This is a genomic window from Salinicoccus cyprini, assembly GCF_007713705.1.
Lineage (GTDB): Bacteria > Bacillota > Bacilli > Staphylococcales > Salinicoccaceae > Salinicoccus > Salinicoccus cyprini.
In genome coordinates, this window is record NZ_VMSJ01000002.1 from 111,472 (window position 1) to 130,493 (window position 19,022).

17 protein-coding genes are annotated in these 19,022 nt (G+C 47.1%); 7 read left to right on the forward strand and 10 right to left on the reverse strand.

The features are described from left to right. Positions 1-9 precede the first annotated feature (9 nt). Both FO441_RS06780 and FO441_RS06785 read left to right on the forward strand, forming a co-directional pair. Positions 10-423, forward strand: coding sequence for a universal stress protein (locus tag FO441_RS06780; protein ID WP_145287687.1), 414 nt, complete (start codon positions 10-12; stop codon positions 421-423). A gap of 117 nt (positions 424-540) precedes the next feature. Further along, positions 541-2,358, forward strand: a complete 1,818-nt coding sequence (locus tag FO441_RS06785) for a cation:proton antiporter (protein ID WP_145287690.1) — start codon at positions 541-543, stop codon at positions 2,356-2,358. 33 nt (positions 2,359-2,391) lie between these two features. On the opposite strand, the gene FO441_RS06790 is transcribed toward FO441_RS06785, so the two are convergent. The 10 genes from FO441_RS06790 to FO441_RS06835 all read right to left on the reverse strand — a co-directional run bounded on the left by FO441_RS06790 (position 2,392) and on the right by FO441_RS06835 (position 14,340). After that, a complete protein-coding gene (locus FO441_RS06790; protein WP_145287693.1) occupies positions 2,392-3,891 on the reverse strand; it encodes a phytoene desaturase family protein in 1,500 nt (499 codons plus the stop codon). Positions 3,892-3,904: 13 nt separating this feature from the next. Beyond that, the gene (locus FO441_RS06795) at positions 3,905-4,792 is read right to left on the reverse strand and encodes a phytoene/squalene synthase family protein (RefSeq protein WP_145287696.1); all 888 of its coding nucleotides are present in this window, start codon (positions 4,790-4,792) and stop codon (positions 3,905-3,907) included. A gap of 11 nt (positions 4,793-4,803) precedes the next feature. Next, a complete protein-coding gene (locus FO441_RS06800) occupies positions 4,804-6,306 on the reverse strand; it encodes a phytoene desaturase family protein (RefSeq protein ID WP_145287699.1) in 1,503 nt (500 codons plus the stop codon). Position 6,307: 1 nt separating this feature from the next. Beyond that, positions 6,308-7,369, reverse strand: coding sequence for a type 2 isopentenyl-diphosphate Delta-isomerase (fni, locus tag FO441_RS06805; RefSeq protein ID WP_145287702.1), 1,062 nt, complete (start codon positions 7,367-7,369; stop codon positions 6,308-6,310). Positions 7,370-7,520: 151 nt separating this feature from the next. Continuing rightward, on the reverse strand, positions 7,521-9,149 hold the full coding sequence (locus FO441_RS06810; protein ID WP_145287705.1) for a BCCT family transporter: 1,629 nt from the start codon (positions 9,147-9,149) through the stop codon (positions 7,521-7,523). Between the two features lie 400 nt (positions 9,150-9,549). After that, positions 9,550-9,912 (reverse strand): dihydroxyacetone kinase phosphoryl donor subunit DhaM, encoded by a 363-nt coding sequence (gene dhaM / locus FO441_RS06815; protein ID WP_145287709.1) that lies wholly within the window; start codon positions 9,910-9,912, stop codon positions 9,550-9,552. Next, positions 9,912-10,490: a dihydroxyacetone kinase subunit DhaL gene (gene dhaL / locus FO441_RS06820; protein WP_145287711.1), complete on the reverse strand. Its 579-nt coding sequence runs from the start codon at positions 10,488-10,490 to the stop codon at positions 9,912-9,914. The genes dhaM and dhaL overlap by 1 nt, the downstream gene beginning before the upstream one ends. 12 nt (positions 10,491-10,502) lie before the next feature. After that, positions 10,503-11,468, reverse strand: coding sequence for a dihydroxyacetone kinase subunit DhaK (gene dhaK / locus FO441_RS06825; protein ID WP_145287713.1), 966 nt, complete (start codon positions 11,466-11,468; stop codon positions 10,503-10,505). Between the two features lie 69 nt (positions 11,469-11,537). Continuing rightward, positions 11,538-12,965: an aldehyde dehydrogenase family protein gene (locus tag FO441_RS06830; RefSeq protein ID WP_145287716.1), complete on the reverse strand. Its 1,428-nt coding sequence runs from the start codon at positions 12,963-12,965 to the stop codon at positions 11,538-11,540. A gap of 121 nt (positions 12,966-13,086) precedes the next feature. Then, positions 13,087-14,340: a YeeE/YedE family protein gene (locus FO441_RS06835; RefSeq protein ID WP_145287719.1), complete on the reverse strand. Its 1,254-nt coding sequence runs from the start codon at positions 14,338-14,340 to the stop codon at positions 13,087-13,089. 250 nt (positions 14,341-14,590) lie between these two features. Between FO441_RS06835 and FO441_RS06840 the strand changes: the two genes are divergently transcribed. The 5 genes from FO441_RS06840 to FO441_RS06860 all read left to right on the forward strand — a co-directional run bounded on the left by FO441_RS06840 (position 14,591) and on the right by FO441_RS06860 (position 18,952). Then, on the forward strand, positions 14,591-15,163 hold the full coding sequence (locus FO441_RS06840) for a thymidine kinase (RefSeq protein ID WP_145287722.1): 573 nt from the start codon (positions 14,591-14,593) through the stop codon (positions 15,161-15,163). A gap of 124 nt (positions 15,164-15,287) precedes the next feature. Further along, a complete protein-coding gene (locus tag FO441_RS06845; RefSeq protein ID WP_145287725.1) occupies positions 15,288-16,004 on the forward strand; it encodes a PepSY domain-containing protein in 717 nt (238 codons plus the stop codon). Between the two features lie 141 nt (positions 16,005-16,145). Further along, positions 16,146-16,823 carry a response regulator transcription factor gene (locus FO441_RS06850; RefSeq protein ID WP_145287728.1) on the forward strand — a complete coding sequence of 226 codons (678 nt, stop codon included), beginning with the start codon at positions 16,146-16,148 and terminating at the stop codon, positions 16,821-16,823. A gap of 4 nt (positions 16,824-16,827) precedes the next feature. Further along, a complete protein-coding gene (locus FO441_RS06855; protein WP_145287731.1) occupies positions 16,828-18,201 on the forward strand; it encodes a sensor histidine kinase in 1,374 nt (457 codons plus the stop codon). Further along, positions 18,185-18,952, forward strand: coding sequence for a hypothetical protein (locus FO441_RS06860; RefSeq protein ID WP_145287735.1), 768 nt, complete (start codon positions 18,185-18,187; stop codon positions 18,950-18,952). Before FO441_RS06855 ends, FO441_RS06860 begins: the two co-directional genes overlap by 17 nt. The last annotated feature ends 70 nt before the right edge of the window (positions 18,953-19,022 follow it).

Consider the following 19,022-nt stretch of genomic DNA (forward strand, 5'->3'; position numbering starts at 1 on the left):
GGAGTTTTGATGTATAAGTCGATTCTGCTTGCAGCTGATGGTTCCGAAAACAGCTACAGAGCTGCACAGGAAGTGAAGAAGTTCTATCATGAGGATGCGACGGTCACCATCCTCAACATTATCGGCTATGCCGATTCCAAAGCGGATGTACTCCATGGCTCAAACAACAGAAGTCTTGAACGGGAGCGTCTGGAGAAGCTATCGAAGATTACAGGTTTCTTCGATGAAAACAACATCAGATATGAGACTCTTTTTGAACATGGAGAGCCGAAGGAGACAGTCGTCAAAGTTGCAAATTCAGGTGATTATGATGTTGTTCTGCTCGGTACGAGAGGGCTGAACGGTCTGCAGGAAATGGTACTTGGCAGCGTCAGTCACAAGGTTGCCAAAAGAGCAAATATTCCTGTGATGATAGTAAAGTAGTAAAAAAAGGGTAAGAGACAGATACGGAAATCAAGATATGATTTCGTATCTGTTTTTTAATGGATCATATCTACATTCATATCAGTTTCACAATCGGTTAGAGGAAGGAAGGGTGCAATGAATATAGAACTGCCATTGATGCTGCTCATCGTGATCTTTATCAGCTTGGGAATACTGAGCCAATGGCTTGCAGCGACAATCAAGTGGCCGCCAATCGTTGTGATGTCGATTGCTGGACTGCTCATCGGTCCCGGATTTCAACTGGTAAATCCACAAGAGATGATGGGGAGTGAACTTTTCAGTACAATCGTATCACTGGCTGTCGCCATCATCTTGTTTGAAGGCAGCAGTAATCTGGATTACCGGGAACTACCAGGTGTCTCCAAAGCGGTTACCCGGATCATTACTGTAGGTGCAGTACTCGCCTGGCTCCTGGGTACCCTGGCCATGTATCTGATATTAGGGTTCCCACTATCAATATCTTTTGTAATGGCAGGGCTATTCATAGTGACGGGTCCAACCGTCATCCAACCGCTGCTCAAGCAGGCAAAAGTCAAGAACTCGGTCAATTCGATACTGAGATGGGAAAGTATCATTCTGGATCCTGTAGGTCCACTTTTCGCACTATTTGCATTTTACATGTTCCAGATCATAGATCAAGGGTTTGGAATCGGATATCTTATGAATTATATTATCGGCTTTGCTGTCGCATTCATCCTTGGGTATGGTGCTTCCTATCTGTTCAGGTGGCTGATAAAGAAGGACTTTATTCCCCAGAACCTCATGGCGCCGGTCCAGTTCATCTTCATTCTGCTGATTTTCAGCATCAGTCATAATGTACTGCATGAATCCGGACTGCTTGCAGTTACAATCTTCGGCCTCGTCATGGCGCGCTTGAAAAATCAGAGTCTCATCTATAAGGAATCCGATCACTTCATAGAGGAAATGACTCTGATACTACTGTCGACAGTCTTCATTCTGATCACTTCGTCATTGACCAGACAAGTTCTGGGTGAAGTGCTCAACTGGCAGCTCGTACTGTTCTGCATTGCCATGATTGTCATCATTCGGCCGCTGTACATTCTTCTTGCAACAATAAAGACTGAGATTCCGTTCAAGGAACGAGCCTTCATATCTTTTGTTGCACCGCGTGGAATCGTCGCTCTGGCAGTGGCGGAATTCTTCGCCGGCCTGTTCATCAGCGAAGAGGTAAGGATGGCAGATTTCATTGTGCCGGTCACTTTCGGATTCGTATTTGTAACGGTGGTCATCTACGGCTTCAGCTTCAAACCATTGAGCAAATGGATGAAGCTGTCGAGTACCAGCCCGCCAGGAGTAATCATCCTCGGGGAAAATTTATTCTCTCTGGCGTTGGCCAAAAAACTGGACAGTCATGGCATACCCGTACTCATTTCAGATCTTTTGAATTCCGAAACGAAAAAGGCTCAGGAATATGGACTCGAAACTTTCGAGGGTAATCTGCTCTCAAGAGAGGAACGTGTCCGTACTGACCTTACAAAGTATAGCCAGTGTCTTATCATGACACGTTCCTATACTTTCAACCATCTTGCCTTCAATGAACTTTCACAGGAATTCGGTCTGAGGAATGTAGGCATGCTGCCTCCACCTTTTGAAAGTGAGAAATCACGGAAGAACATCGAACAGGTTATCAAGCATCACATCCTGTTTGACGATCGGTTCACCTACTACTGGTTCAGCCAGTTTGTCGACAAGCATGAAATTACAGAAGTGGATGCAGCTGAAGCGGATAGTATTACAGAAGACGATATCATTCTTTATCATATTGATGACAATAAAAATACAACTTTCAAGACAATTACTGATGATGTGGACTACACAACGAGTGGTATTGTCGGCCTTCTGAAAGGCGCACACAAGTTCAAGGAGGACAAGAAAAACGGAAACGGGGCATAAGCCTCGTTTCCGTTTTTCATTACCCAGGAAATATCACTTTCTGCTTCTTTCCTGATCTGCAATCATTTCACCCACTTGCTGACCACTCAGTGTCACCATCGGCATGCCGCCGCCCGGGTTGACAGTGCCGCCGACAAAGTACAGATTGTCCATACGCCGATCTTTTTTCGGATGCTTGAACCCCTTGTTCCTTTTGCGGTCTGAAACTGTCCCATATATCGCACCATGATCTGAATTATAGAGAGATTGTATGTCGTGCGGCGTGAGCATATACTCCGACACGATATGCTGTCTGAGATTCGTCAAACCCATGTTTTCAAGCTTCTCAAGGACGGTCTCCCTGAATGCGAGATAGTCCGCCTTTGTATACTCATCTTTCTGAATTGGCGGTATATGAGGCAGTACTTTCAGATTTTCATGACCTGCCGGGGCCTGTGCCGCATCCGTCTTGTTCGTATTGACGAGGTAGATGGTTGGATCGCTCGGCATTACTTTTTTATCAAATACTTCTTTATAGTTCTTCTTGGAATCTTTGGAGAAGAAGAAATTATGATGCCCGAGCTCGGGATACGTACGGTCGATACCAAGGTGGAGAACGAGACCTGAACTCGCAGGCTCGAACTTTTTCTCAAGTACCGGCATATTATCAGGTGGTGTATCCAGAACATGGCGATAGAATGGCAATACTTCCATATTGGAGACGATATAATCGGCATCCACCCTGCTGCCATCTTCAAGCACAATATACTCCACTTTCTTCTGTCCATTGGTAACGGCTGTCTGTATGGCCTGGCCGGTATGTATTTCGACACCGATGTCGCGGGCCAGCTGAGCGATACCTTCTGCCAGTCTATGCAGACCGCCCTTGACGTACCACACACCCTGCTCGTGCTGCATATGGGCCATCATATTCAGTACCGCCGGGGCGTTATACGCACTTGATCCGACATACTTTATAAAGTACCCGAGCATATCTCTAAGATATGGATTGCTGACATGCCTGTCTATTCCCTGCTGCATCGTGGAGAGGTAGTCGAACCCTTTGAGCGCCGTCAATGGACCATGGAAACGGATGATGGATCGGATGTCATCGAGCCCTCTTTCGAAGTAGCCGGGCAACGTCAGCCGATCGATTTTCCCTGCATATGCGAGAAACGCACGATACTCCTCCATATCCTGTTCAGTGAGATCGGGATTTTCAAATGCCATCCTTTCAAGGTCACCGTATAGGTCGATCTGCCTGCCATCAGTGAAGAAGGAACGCCATTGTAACGGCAGTTCTTCAATTTCAACATAATCATGCATCACTTTATTGCTTCTTTCGAACAGCCTTTCGAATATATAGGGCATGGTGAGCAGAGAAGGGCCCAGATCAAATCCGAATCCATCCTGCTCGTGTCGGTTGAGCTTGCCTCCGAGGTGCGCATTCTTCTCATACAGGCTGACGTCGAACCCATTCTGCTTCAGTGTGATGGCTGCCGACAATCCACCCAGTCCGCCACCAATAACCAGTGCTTTTTTATTTCCGGTCATGCATAGCCCACCTTTAAGCATCTATTATTTTTTTCAGAAACTGGCTTTCTTCATTTCTGATTTTCATCTTCCGTGCCATGGAAACGGCATTGCGTTTTGTAAAGCAGTCGTAGCCATTTTTTCTTACTTCATTCAGAATTTCCCGATAGACGGATAGCGACAGCAGAAGCGGCAGCCGGGCCTCTTTCTTGTAATGGATGATTTCGCTTCTGAAGTCGTCGTAGAACACCTCGGCATGAGTGGCAAGGTCTTCCCAGACGTTAATAAATACCTGATCGATTTCCCCCTGTTCAATCTGGTTCATGGCACAGCCATGCTGTCTGAGAATGGACGTCGGTATGTAAACCCGGCCATGCTCTCTCATATCTTCACCGACATCCCTCAGTATATTGGTGATCTGCATCGCCACGCCGAGTTTTTCTGCATTGATCTTCCGTTCTGCTGATGGATTATCACAAAGTATCGGCAGGAGCAGTCTGCCGACAGATCCAGCAACATGATTGCTGTAGTGGATCAGATCCTTCATGTCTTCCGGCTGTTCGAAGTTAACATCCATCTCCTGACCCTTGATCTGGGCATAAAGCATGGACGCATCGATATCATACCGCTCACAGGTGTCCCACAAGGCACGCCACATCGGTGTATTAGGCGGCTCACCAGCAATGAAGTCATCCAGGTCGGACTCAAGTTCTCTCAGGTTCTCCATGCGTTCCGGTGCATCTTCTGCATGGTCGATGGCATCATCCGCCATGCGACAGAAGGCATAGATGGCATAGACTGCTTTGGCATCCAGATCAGGCAGGCTGGAGAAAGCATAATAGAAGCTTTTGGAGTGCTCTTTTATTATGGATTCGCATATTCTGTAATCATTTTCCAATGAAGGGGTGTAGGGTTTCATCATGATCACATCTCCTATCGAAGGTTTTCATCCTTCAGAAGTTCTTCCACTGCGATTTTTGCAGAGAGCAGTACAATCGGCACACCAGCGCCTGGATGTGTACTGCTGCCCGTAAAGTAGAGGTTATCGCAATGTGTCGCCTTGCTCTGAGGTCTCATATGATTGCTTTGTGTCAGTGTCGGTCTGAGTCCGAATGTTGCACCGTTATAAGCGTTGAAGCGGCCTTCAAACTCATAAGGCGTCATTTTCCTTTCGGTCACGATTTCCTGGTCGAAGTGCGACATCCCAGGCAGCATCCTGATTTTCTGTATGATTTTATTACGATACATTTGCGTTATTTCATCGTTCCATTCGTACTTCATTGTAGAAAGGTCCGAAACCGGCATCAGAATATATATGCCATCCTTGCCCTCCGGTGCCAGGGACGGGTCGATCTTCGATGCCAAGTACATATAGAGGGAGGGGTCGTCCAGTATGTCTCCATCAAAGATCTGGTTGATGTTCGTATCGAGATCCTCGGAAAACACAAAGTTATGCACGTTATCAATCTCAGGATATTTCCGGTCCATGCCGAGGTAGAGGACGAAGCATGAGCAGGAGTAGTCCATCTTATCGATTTTTTCATCAATGTATTTACCTTTATGTTCCGGTTTTTCGACCAGGTTTTTCATGGCGTACGGAAAATCGGCGTTGCACATGACGTAGTCTGAAGGAATGAATGATTCATTGACTGACACACCGACAGCTTTCTGGTCCTCAATGACGATCCGCTCGACACTTGTGTCATATTCAATCCTGCCTCCAAGTTCCCGAAACAATTGTTCCATGCCGGAAGCCATGGTGCGCATGCCACCCTTTATGAACCATACGCCATATAGGAATTCTATCATGGGGATGATTGTATAGAGCGAGGGACCTTTAAAGGGAGAGACACCGATATAGAGGGTCTGGAAGCTGATCATCTGTCTCATACGCTTATCTTTAATATACTTTTTCATCAGGTTTTCAGCATTGCTCAATGTACGCAGTTTAAGACCCTGGCCGATCATGAAGGGATTATAGAAATCTTTTTGACTTCTGAATGGTCGCTGGAGAAAATGCTTTTTGGCCACATTGAACCGATGGTACAAGTCACTCAAGTACCGCATGAAGCCTTCAGCATCTGCATCGCTGATCTCCTCGAACATTTCAATATTTTTTACGAGATCGTTGGTTACCTGATACTGCTTTGTACCATTGTCGAAGTACCCACTGTACATCGGATCAAGCCGCTGCATCGGAATGTAGTCTTCCGGATCGCGACCTGCGAGTTCGAAAACTTCTCTATAGAGCTCAGGCATCATTACGATGGTCGGTCCAAGGTCGAAATAGTATCCATCGACATCAATACGGTTCATCTTGCCGCCTGGTGCGGATTCCTTTTCGATGATGGTGACATCGTATCCTTCGTTCTGCAGACGGACTGCGCTGGCAAGGCCTGCGACACCTGCACCAATAATAGTAATCGTCTTTGTCATTTTAACGGCTCCTCTGGCTATGTAACGCCCGCTGTTTCTGCCAGGAAAGAATTTCAGGGCTTAGAACAATCGGTCGTTGCGTAATTTCTTCAATGGTTCTTGCATTGATCATGATTGCAATTTTACACATCTGATGATGAAACTGGCTGATGTATTCAATTGCCGCTTCGATGCCATTGTATTCCACCTGTTCGAGCATTGTTCTCGACATGCCGACCGCTTTGGCACCGAGGGCGAGGCATTTCATGGCGTCCAAAGGCGTCTTGATCCCCCCACTGGCGAGAATGGACATATCACTGACAAACGGCTCTGCTTCGAGCAGCGAAATGGCTGTGGAAAGCCCCCAGTTTTTGAGATAGTCCATGTCCTTGTGCTCACGACGTGCATTTTCTATGGATGCAAAATTGGTGCCGCCTTTACCGCTCACATCCACATACCGGACTCCACTATCTTTCAAAGTCTGAAGTGTTTCCCAGCTCATGCCGAACCCGACTTCTTTGATAATGACAGGTATACCGGCATGACGCACGATATTTTCGATGTTTTCAAGCCATGATCTGAAGTTGCGGTCACCCTCAGGCATGATGAGCTCCTGTGGTGCGTTGATATGGATCTGCAGCGCATCGGCCTGGATCAGCTCAATGGCACGCTTTGCACCGTCCAATGAGACGTCGGCACCGACGTTCGCAAAAACGAGGCCCTTGGGATTACGGTCACGCACTACGGTGAAAGAATTCTCGAGCTCGGGGTGCTTCAGTGCCGCATGCATGGATCCCACGGCCATCGGAATGCCTGTTGCACTTGCGACTTCAGCCAGTTTGCTGTTGATGGTGCGTGTCCATTCACTACCGCCTGTCATCGCATTGATATAGAGTGGCTGGGAAAGTTTGAGCGGACCGATGCAAGTGGACAGATCCACCTCATCCAGATTGAAGGACGGTATGGACTGATGAACAAAATGGACATGGTTGAAATCAGAATCCACTACTGCAGCCTTCTGGTCCAAGGCATGTCTGACATGTTCATCTTTTCTCTGGCTTCTCAAATCCGTCTCTCTATTCATTCCTCTCAGCCTTCCCTCGGTACTGTTATGAATATATACAATTATCAATGAAAAGCATGTGCTTTGTAAAATGATAAGCGCATAACATAACTAAAAACGTCGCTAAATATAAAAAAGCACCGGAAAAGATCCGGTGCTTGGTATGAAACGTCTATTCCTGACTCTCAGCTTCCTGTTCCATCTGTTTTCTGAGTTTGATTTCTTCTGCGCGTTCACGTTTTGACTTTTCAACATATTCCTTCATGCGCTGTTTGTTTGGTGTGATGGAAAGACCGAGATACTTTCTTTCCTCATTGGCATCCTTGTAGAAGGAGACCATCATCGAAATGATGACAATACTGAATGGGAAAGCTGAAACGATTGCTGCTGACTGTAATGCATTCAGTCCGGACTCTCCTCCTGAAAGAAGAAGAACAAAAGCGATTGAGGAAAGTGCAACGCCCCATATGACTTTTACTTTGTTGGAAGGCTGCAGTGAACCGAATGTGGTCTGCATGCCCAGCACATATGTTGCAGAGTCTGCAGATGTGACAAAGAATGATGCGATAAGCAGCAATGCAGTTACAGATAGTATTGTACTCAATGGCAATTCATTGAATATGCCGAACAGCATTGTTTCAGGATTCAATTCAAAGATGGACGGTGTGGATTGTCCAATTTCAATTCCTGTAACACCGAATACACTGAACCATATGATACTGACTATTGTAGGTACCAGCAGTACAGCTATGATGAATTCACGTACGGTACGGCCACGGGATACACGGGCGATGAATATACCAACAAATGGGCTCCAGCTCATCCACCAGCCCCAGTAGTAGATGGTCCATACTTCAAGCCAGTCATTCTTCTGCTGGTTGAGTGGCGCTACATCTAGACTGTTGTATAGGAACGTGTCGAGCATGGCGCCAGTAGACGTGTTCATCATGTTGAGGATCATCATGGTTGGACCGATGATGAGCACTGTAATCAGAAGGATACCGGCAAGTCCCATATTCAGGTTACTTAAGTATTGGATACCTTTGCTCAATCCGCTCCATGCACTGATGAGGAACAGGAATGTAACTACAGCTATGATGATTCCCTGTGTCACGATATTGATCGGGACGTTGAACAGGTAGTTCAGACCACCATTGATCTGCAATGTACCGATACCGAGTGAAACAGCGACACCGATGATTGTTGCAAATACGGAGAGGACGTCTACAGCGACGCCGATCGGTCCATCGACGCGATCACCGAGAATGGGTCTGAGTGTTTTCGAGAGAAGGCCAACTTCGCCTTTTCTGAATTGTGAATACGCAAGAGCGAGTGCGACAACGGCATACATCGCCCAGGCATGGAAGCCATAGTGGAAGAAGGTTGAACGCATTGCTTCAATCATTGCCGCTTCGGTCTGTGGGTCTGCTGTCGGTGGGCCGAGATAGTGCTGGACCGGTTCAGCAGCCCCATAGAAGACAAGACCGATACCCATACCCGCACTGAAAAGCATGGCGAGCCATGAAATGGTTCTGAATTCGGGTTTATGGTACGGCTTGCCGAGCTTCAATTTGCCGATTGGGCTGAAGATAAGAAAGATACAGAAAAATACCATTAGTGTTGTGATGATGAGATAGTACCATCCAAAGTACTCTATGATCCATGAACCGACATTGCTTGTAACGATGCCGAATCGATCAGGAATGACTATACCGATGACGACCATCAGGCCGACGATGATGGAGGCATAAATGAAAACGTTCGACAGTTTTTTACCGCTTGGATGTTCAGGATTTTCCATAGGACAAATGTCCTCCTTTAATTTTTTTACTGAAGTATGACTGGCATAAAACCAGGTGTAAAAAGTGCAACTGGAAACAACGTTATTAATAATAACAAACTGGAACGTGGATTACAACTTCCTATATAAATAGAAGCGTTCCGATAGAAGCATTTCGAAAAAAGGAAGTGTGTTACGCTCCCTGCTATTTTGGAATGCTCTCTGTTTCCTACTTATATTTATATTACACTACTTGACATGACAATACAAATAACGCCGTTATATCGTTATTAGCGAGCGAAATAGTGATGATCACAGTGTTTTTAATGTTCTGAAGACGGCGATATACTGCTATGTAGATACACCTGCACAATCAGAATTCCGCAGTTTTCGATAAAAGCTGCGGAATTCCTCTGTCCATCTACTTTTTCATTTCCTGGAGCTTCTCAAGTATCTGAGTTGTTTCAGTGCCGACACTGTTTTCAACAGCAGCGAGGAAACTGCCCTCGACGATGGGGGCCTCCGAGATGTGGAGCGTATGATTTCCATCATACATTTCGACTGCCATTTCAAGATTCATCTTGCTGGAGCCGATATCATAGAAGCAGATGGTATCTTCCTGAACCTGATCGAGCATATCATTGATCTGATCGACACTGGTACCGATACCACCGTCCATGCCGCCTGAAGCCTGTATGACTGTATCTTTTGCCATCTGGGAAATGAGTGCTCTCGTACCTTCCGCTATATCTTTACTGTGGCTTATAATTAGAATTTCCGTCATTATTCCATCCCCTCTCCCAATGCATGGATGATATATACGGCGCTCTGTGCGCCGGGGTCTATGGTCCCTTTGGACTGCTCCTTGAAATATGCGGCCCGTCCTTTCGTTGCAATCATATCTTCTGTTTCCTGTGCAAGTGCCTGAAGGTCGTCCAGTTTGAGCGCACCGCTTTCCTTAAGAAGCTCAGCCGATTTTGAGATGACATCATACATTGTCTTCTCGCCGCCTTCAACCTTGCCTTTACTGGCGACTGTATCAGCGAATACATCAAGCATTTCCATCAGGTTTTCCTTGTCGATATCCTCTTTTGCAACGTCACTCATTTTGACGAAGCTGAACCCATAAAGTGGGCCGCTTGCCCCGCCGATCGAGCTCATCAAGGTCATCCCTGTCTGTTTCAAAACTTCAGGGGCTGTTCCACCGGAGACCTTCTCATGGACGGCAGAAAATCCACGCTTCATATTCACGCCATGATCCCCATCGCCAATCTCACGATCCAGACCGGTAAGTTCGCTTTCCTTTTCATCGAAGACGGACTTCAGTCCGTGCATCTTTTCAAGCAGTTTGTCACCATTCATTTTTCAAACCTCCTATTTGAAATACTTCGATCCTGTCTCTGCTTCGAGACTATCCAGAACTTCCTGGTCTTCGTCCAATACAGTCAGTGAAAAGCCTTGCATATCGAGCGCAGTCATATAGTCGCCGACAAGCAGTCTGGAAACAGTAACATCATGTTCTTGCAGTTTTTTCATCACGTAGTTGGTGACGATGCTGAGTTCGCTCTCAGGTGTCCCCCCCATGCCATTGACCATGACAATCAATCGGGAACTGTCCGTGTGCTTAAAAAGTTCATCCAGCAGACGACCGACAATCTTGTCGACTGTTTCCGACTGCTCACGGTATATGCCTTTCTCACCATGTATGCCGACACCAATTTCCATTTCATTTTCATCAAGGTCAAAACCATACTCTCCTGTAGTAGGCACAAGACACGGCGCAATTGCCATGCCGATGGAGTACAGACTCTCCATCATCCCCTTCACCTTCTTGACGATTTCTTCCAAAGGTGTATTCTGATCGGAAAGATAGCCAGCATACTTATGGACAATTACAGTGCCGGCAACGCCACGTCTCTGCTCCTTGTTGTCAATCGCAACATCATCTCTGACTATGACGGAAGATACCTGGTGGCCTTCCGCCTGTGCCATTTCCTGTGCCATTTCAAAGTTCATGACATCACCGCTGTAGTTTTTTATGATGAGCAGTACGCCATCTCCATTATCCACAGCCTTTATTGCCGCCAGGACCTTGTCTGGTGTCGGAGAAGTGAATACCTCGCCACACACCGCCGCATCGAGCATACCTTCTGCGACATATCCTGCATGGGCAGGCTCATGACCGCTTCCACCCCCTGAGACGAGTGCGACACCGCTTTCTTTCCTGTTTTTCCGGACGACTACTGTTTCTTCGATGATATCAATATTTTCATCACGCAATTTCAGACCATCAAGCATATCCGCCAAGAAGCGCTCTCTGTCATTCACCAGTTTCTTCATAAACTTCTCCTCCTTTTCCATAAGTACCTATACCCCAATCCATGAATGAATTGGGGTGGGCATGGAATATTATTTGAAATAGCCTTTGATGGCTTTGACCTCCAGGAATTCCTCAATACCATAGTCGCCCCATTCGCGGCCGATACCGGATTGCTTATATCCGCCGAATGGCAGGTCGGTACGGCCCTTTGCGCCATTGATTTCAACAGTACCTGCTTCAATACTGCGTGCAACGTGCTTGAGCGTCTCCATATCTTCACCGAATACATAACCGGCAAGGCCGTATTTCGTATCATTCGCAATTTCAATGGCCTCATCAAGGTCGTTGTATGTGATGACAGACATTACAGGCCCGAATATTTCCTCCTGTGCAATCGTCATATCATTTCTGACGTCCGAGAATATGGTCGGTCTGACATAATAGCCTTTATCCAGGTTGTCCGGCTGGCCGCTGCCTCCATGGAACAGCGTTGCGCCTTCTTCCGTCCCTTTCTCGATATAGGACTGGACCGTATCGAACTGCTTCCTGCTGATCAATGGACCGATGGTCGTGCCTGATCCACGGGGATCACCGACGTTCACCTGTGTCATTTCCTGTTTTGCCGCCTCAAGGAAAGCTTCTTTCTTCGATTCCGGAACGAGGGTTCTTGTACCGGCAGTACATACCTGTCCTGAGTTATGGACCACTTTTTTGACGGCAAGTTTTGCGGCCTCTGCAATATCAGCATCCTCCAGAATGATGAGCGGAGATTTGCCGCCCAGTTCAAGGGAGACTTTCTTGAAGTCCCTGCTTGCTTTCTCCATGATTTTGGATCCGGTGGAACCAGACCCCGTAAAGGACATCATGCGCACCTTTGGATGTTCACTGAGCGGATTGCCGACACCTTCCCCATCACCATTGACGAGGTTGAAGACACCTTTCGGCACCCCGGCCTTATCGAAAATTTCAGCCAGGATGATGGCTGCAAAAGGCGTCTCCTCGGAAGGCTTCATGACGACAGTGCTTCCGGCGGCAATCGCCCCTGCGAGTTTCAATGATGTCTGATTGGTCGGGAAGTTCCATGGGGTAATCAGTCCGGCAACACCGATTGCCTCTTTCACAACAAGGTGGTCACCCCGCTGCTCTTCGAATTCAAAAGTATCCAGTGCGTCTCTGGCTGCTTTGAAATGGTTGAGACCCGCCTGGTAGTGTGTCTCTTCCGACATTTTCAACGGAGAACCGAGCTCATCTGTAATTGTTTCGATCAGATCGTCCTTGCGGTCCTCATATTCCCTTACAATCCTGTCCAGCAGCTCGCGTCTTTCCGCTACAGGTGTATGGCGGAATTTCAAGTAGACCGCATGCGCGGCTTCCACCGCCTTGTCAACGTCCTCGGCATTCCCTTTAGCGATTCTGCCGAACACCTCACCGGTTGCAGGGTTGATGACGTCAATCGTCTCTCCACTCGCACTCTCAACCCATTCTCCATTTATATACTGCTTTGTCTGCTCTCTCATCATGTCATTCCCCTTCACAGTTTTTGTCTTTTACCCTTTAGCCTAATTTGTGGAACTTTAATCATCGAAAATAAAAAATATAAAAAATAGGATATCCCGGATCAGGACATCCCATTTTGAATCAGCATACGGAATCGTTGGATTTTGGTACGGATAGGCCGAACAGTGGACGGAGATAGAGTGCCAGGAATGTACCTGCGAGTGCCAGAATCCCCCATATATAGCCATGTAGACTGAAAGAGGCGATACCACCGAAGTATGCACCGATATTGCATCCGAAGGCAAGGCGTGCCCCGTAGCCCATCAGCAGTCCGCCGATGACGGATGCAGAAAAATTGCCAAGTGTAATTCTGCTGAACTTGAACAGACCACCTGCTGCAGAGGCGATGAACGCGCCGAGTATGACACCAAAGTTGAGCACAGTCGTCGAGTCCGCAAATATTGAAGATTCGAGTACGGCAGCATTGGCACCCTGCCAGTAGCCCCATGAAGCAACGTCCACGCCGAACATGCCCGCTATTTTGGAACCCCAGAGTGCGAATGCTGAAGTGATGCCCCAAGGCGTCCCCCTCGTCATCAGAGTGAGTGCATTAAGTACAGCCAGTGCGATGGCTGCAGCAAAAAGCGGCCAGGAACCTCTGAATATGCGTTTCCATCCTTGTGCAGTCGGTAGAGGTGCCATTTTAGGTGCTTTTCTTTTCTTTTCAATGATGACTGTAATCCAGGCAATCAGCCCGAACAGAACGATGGAGACGAGCCATGCCCCTCCGTAGCCCAGTCCCGTGGAGGTGGCCAGTGAGATGGGTTCAAATGATGGCAGCTCTTCTGTCCAGAAAGGCAGGTGGTGTGCGCCGACTGTTGCACCGACGATGAAGAAGATCAAAGTGATGAACATGACGGTACGTCCGCCACCGATCGCATAGAGTGTACCGGATGCACATCCGCCGCCAAGCTGCATGCCGATACCGAATATGAAGGATCCGACAATCAGACTGATGCCGACCGGTGACACATAGCCGGCGACATCCTGACCAAAGAAGGAAATGCCGAAAGCAAGTATCGGCGCGAACAATGTCACAGCGACAGCCAGCATGAGCATATGTGCACGCAGCGCCTGACCATTCCCGACCGACATCATACGTCTGAAAGCGGAAGTGAAGCCGAAGCGGGCATGGAATAAAGTGAAACCGAGCAGAAGCCCGAGAAGCATGAGTATAGGCTGGGCCATCGACTGTGTCGCAGCAAGATATAGGAATAGTACAAAGCTGACTGCAATACCGACACCGATCAGTACTTTCTGCGGGGCATTCAACTCCAGGGACCGGCGTATTACCGGATCTCTCGCTTCATTAACCGGCTGCACTCTAGTAGTCATTTATAGATCACCTTTCCTTATGAACAGTTTGTGTAATATTTGCACAGTCTATTATATCCTAGTATTCAAGTCAAGAATGAAGTTTCGAATTTAAAAAACAATGCATGCCGGATGTATACTCACAATTGTTCTGAGCCTGGAAAGAGGTTATAATATTGAAGCATTATGATGCCGCTTCTGCAAAATCAAGGCGGCATGGAAGAAACGCATCAGAAAAGCGCCTTGCACAAAGGAAGTCGGAGGGATTCAAGTGGCAAAGCTATACTACCGGTATGGGACGATGCAGAGTAACAAAAGCAATCAGATCATCACCACACACCACCAATATACAACGCAGGGCAAGCAGTGCCTTGCATATTCCACACCTATAGATACAAGAAGCGGATACAGAAAAATAAAATCCAGAATCGGCCTCGAGCTGGTATGCGAATATATAACAGATACCATATATGACGACGTGAAAGCTATTCATGAAAAGAACAGGGTGCATGCGGTGGTCGTCGACGAAGCGCAGTTCCTATCGAAAAAGGATGTCCATCGTCTGAGTGATATTGCGGATGACCTGGATATCCCGGTCATCTGCTTCGGGCTGAAGACGGACTTCCGCAATCAGCTGTTCCAGGGCAGTCAAGTACTGCTTGAGCTTGCTGATGCCATCGATGAGCTGAAGACCATCTGCCAGTTCTGCAACAAGAAGGCAACACTGAATATGAGGCTTCTTGACGGCAGACCGACGAATGTCGGGGAAACGATCCAGATTGGGGATGAGGAATATGTGCCGGTCTGCAGAAAATGCTACAAGGAAAGACTCGGACTGGACTGAAGATGCATTCCTATCTTAATTAACAGAAGCCAATGCGACTCTAATCATTTTTTAATTTTTCTCTAACCGTCCTTTATAAATGCCCCTCTATACTGAACTTACAAACAGATAGGAGGCGTTATGAATGAATTTGAAAAGAAATCACTTGTTGGCAGGAAGTCTGATCTCGGCGTTGATGCTCGGAGCATGTTCAAGCGTAAGCGCAGATACAAATCTTGATTGGCAGGATGACAAAAACGAAGGCAAGGCAATCGTTAATGACAGCACAACGAACAGTAATGTCAAAATGGAAGCACAGCAGGCAGTCGATAAGGCAAAAGAGCAGTTTGATGGTGAAGTCCAGGAAGTCGAACTTGATGAGGATGATGGCAGATACTACTATGAAGTCGAGCTTCAGAATGGCACAAAAGAATACCAGGTGGATCTTGATGCAAACGATCTGACAATTCTTCATGAATCATTTGACCATGACGATGATATCAGGGATGACAATTATGACGACAACCGTGATGATATGAACGGTGAGGACAATGCAGACGACAACCGCGATGATATGAACGGTGACGACAATGCAGACGACAACCGCGACGACATGAACGGTGACGACAATGCAGACGACACAACACAATCTACCCCTGCGAATGGCACCTCTGCAGGCAGTGCAATCATTTCTTCGACCGAGGCACTGAAAATTGCACAGAACGAAGTGGGCGGCGAAGTGTCTGAATGGGATTACGATGAAGATGACAGAGAATATGAAGTGGAAATCATCGCAAACGGTGAGGAGCATGAACTGACAATTGATGCAAAAACCGGTGATGTCGTCGAATTTGATGACTGAAGCGAGTAGAGTATGAGCCTGGAATTTATTCCAGGCTTTTTTAATTGAATTTTAATGGTTCTATAACGAAAAATGCAGCGCTTTGCTTTATAATTGGTGTAATAGTAACCGATTCGCATCAAGGCAATAAGGAGTGCTCATATGGAAAAGATTCTGATTGTTGAAGATGATGAAAAAATTGCCCGTGTCATACAGCTCGAGTTGGAGCATGAGGGATACGAGGTGGCAATCGCTTATACAGGGAAATCAGCGCTCGAGCGCTATGAGGACAAACCTTACGATTTGATTCTTCTTGATGTCATGATTCCTGAACTGAATGGACTCGAGGTCCTTCGGCGTATCCGTCAGAAAGATGATAATACCCGCATCATCATGCTTACTGCCCGGGATGCAGTCATGGACAAGGTGAGTGGTCTGGATTCAGGAGCGAACGACTACGTCACCAAACCATTTGAAATCGAAGAGCTTCTGGCCCGCATAAGGGCACAGCTCAAGCAGCGTATCATGTCACAGGATGCGGATGATCAGGAGATGGTGTGCAGGCACATAAAAATACTGCCCATGGCACGTGAGGTGTATATCGACGATGAACTGGTCTACCTCACTCAGAAGGAGTATGATCTGCTTCATTTTCTGGTGGCACACAGGAACCAGGCACTATCAAGGGAACAGATCATAGAAGCGGTCTGGGGCTATGATTACTTTGGCGATACCAATACTGTCGATGTCTACGTCAGGTATTTGCGCAAGAAGCTCGATCGTAATCCACCTTCCATCATCGCAAGTGTCAGAGGTATCGGCTATATAGTGAAGGAATGAAACGATGAAACTTGGTACAAAAATCCAGTTATATACAACAGTGATGACTTTGATTGTCGTCATCATCATCAATCTGTTCGTCTACTACTCCTATCGCCACTTTTCACTGGAAGCGGAAATGGGCCAGCTTGAGAATCGTGGATTCAATATCATGCAGGAAATCCAGAATGCCAATAGTAATGGCATCAACGCGGAAGCGGTGCTTCAGGCCTACCTGCTTTCAGATGGCTATATCACGATTATAGACAGTGGGGAAAGCCCCGTAGTACGTATTGCCACGGAAGCGGAATATGCAGACCTTACGATGCCCTACAGCACTTCTCAATATGCAGAGCCGCTTACGCATAATAGTCACCATTTCGTAATGGTCTCCCTTCCGATCATCTGGGAAAACGGTCAGGTCCATGCCCTCCAGATATATGAAAACGTCGGTTTTATTCATGAAACCTTTGAAATACTGCGCTGGATCCTGCTGCTGTCGACCGGACTCATATTCATTGTCATATTCCTGCTGAATCGGGTCATCACAAACTTCATTACACAGCCGATCAACAAACTCATCAATAAGATGAATAAGACGAACAATACCGCCAAATACTCGATGCTGGAAATCGATCCGAAAGACACCAGGGAACTCCAGGAGCTCTCCGGCGCTTTCAATAATATGATGAAGTCTCTCAAGATTCATGATGAAAATCAGCAGGCCTTCATCATGAATGCCTCCCATGAGCTGAAAACACCGATTACAGTGATCAGTTCTTATAGTGAAATGCTGTCGCGCTTTGGCAAGACACGTGAAGATGTCCTGGATGAGAGCATACACGCCATCAGCGATGAAGCAAAAAGAATGAAGTACTTGACCGAACAGCTTCTGAGCTTTGCCAAAGTGAATACAGGAAGGGAAGAGATCATCCGTCGACCTGTACCCATCGTTGAATTGATCCGGGACATCGCTGTGCGCCTCGAGAAGGTATACCAGCGGGGCATCCATGTGCATACGAATCATGAGGCGCTCCTGGCCCGTGTGGATGTGGATACTTTCGATCAGCTGATCAAGATATTTCTCGATAATGCCTACAAGTACAGTTCGGATGCCATCACCATCGATGTGCTGGATCATGGTTCTTCGGTTGAAGTGGCGATCAAGGACAAAGGTATCGGAATTCCGGAAGAGGATATTGAACACATTTTCACCCGCTTCTATCGTGTGGATAAGGCGAGAGCCAGAAAGACGGGCGGATCGGGTCTCGGGCTGTCGATTGCAAGTGAGTTGGCGAAACTGAATGGTATGGATATCCAGGTCGAAAGTGAAATGGATGTCGGAACGACTTTCAGACTGGTTATGGAAAGTGGGAATGAGGATGAAACGGACAACTAAAATGCTGATTGCTGCAATGGCTGTCGTACTTGGCGTTGTGATTGGTACTGTACTGATGGTGCAGTCGCAATCTGAATCATTGGGGGAAGATACAATCAGAGCGATGGTCACCGACCGTTACAGTGGGCAGATCAGAACAATAGAGACGGAAGGCAGCAATTATATTGTCCATGTGGAAGACGACGGCTTCGAATACGAAATCACCATGGACAGGGAGGATGGCAGGATCACTGCCATGGACTCTCGAAAAATAGCTGTAGAGGAAGCTGCTGAAGGAAGTACAGAGACGGAAGGTGCTGAAAAAACACCCGAGGATGAAACGACGGAAGCATCCGTAGAGGACACAACAGAAGAACCAACGGAAGAATCTGCAGAAAAGCCGGCAGTGCAAGTAACAGAGGCGGAAGCCAAAGCCCTTGCCCTTGAAGAAGTGGGTGGACAGTTTGTCCATGTCGCCCTGAATGAAGAAATCCACCCGGCCGAATACCAGGTCATACAGCTAGTGGAGGATGACGATGAAGGGGCGCTTGTTTCCATAGACGCCCAGGCGGGGGAAGTCACCAAAGTGTTGTGGTTTTCAATTGATTTTGAGGATATTACCGATATCGAGGCTTTTGCCCAGGAGCTCCAGAACTACAATACACAGTATCAGAACAACTATTATATTGAATTTGATGATGACAGTGGTACGGATACAGAGAACGGTGAGGATACGGATGCCGAAAACGATATGGAAGACGATGATGATTAGCCTCTTTGGACATGTTATTCTAAAGAGGTATTTTTTTGCGTTCATCCATCCATGCTGCCACTGCATATAT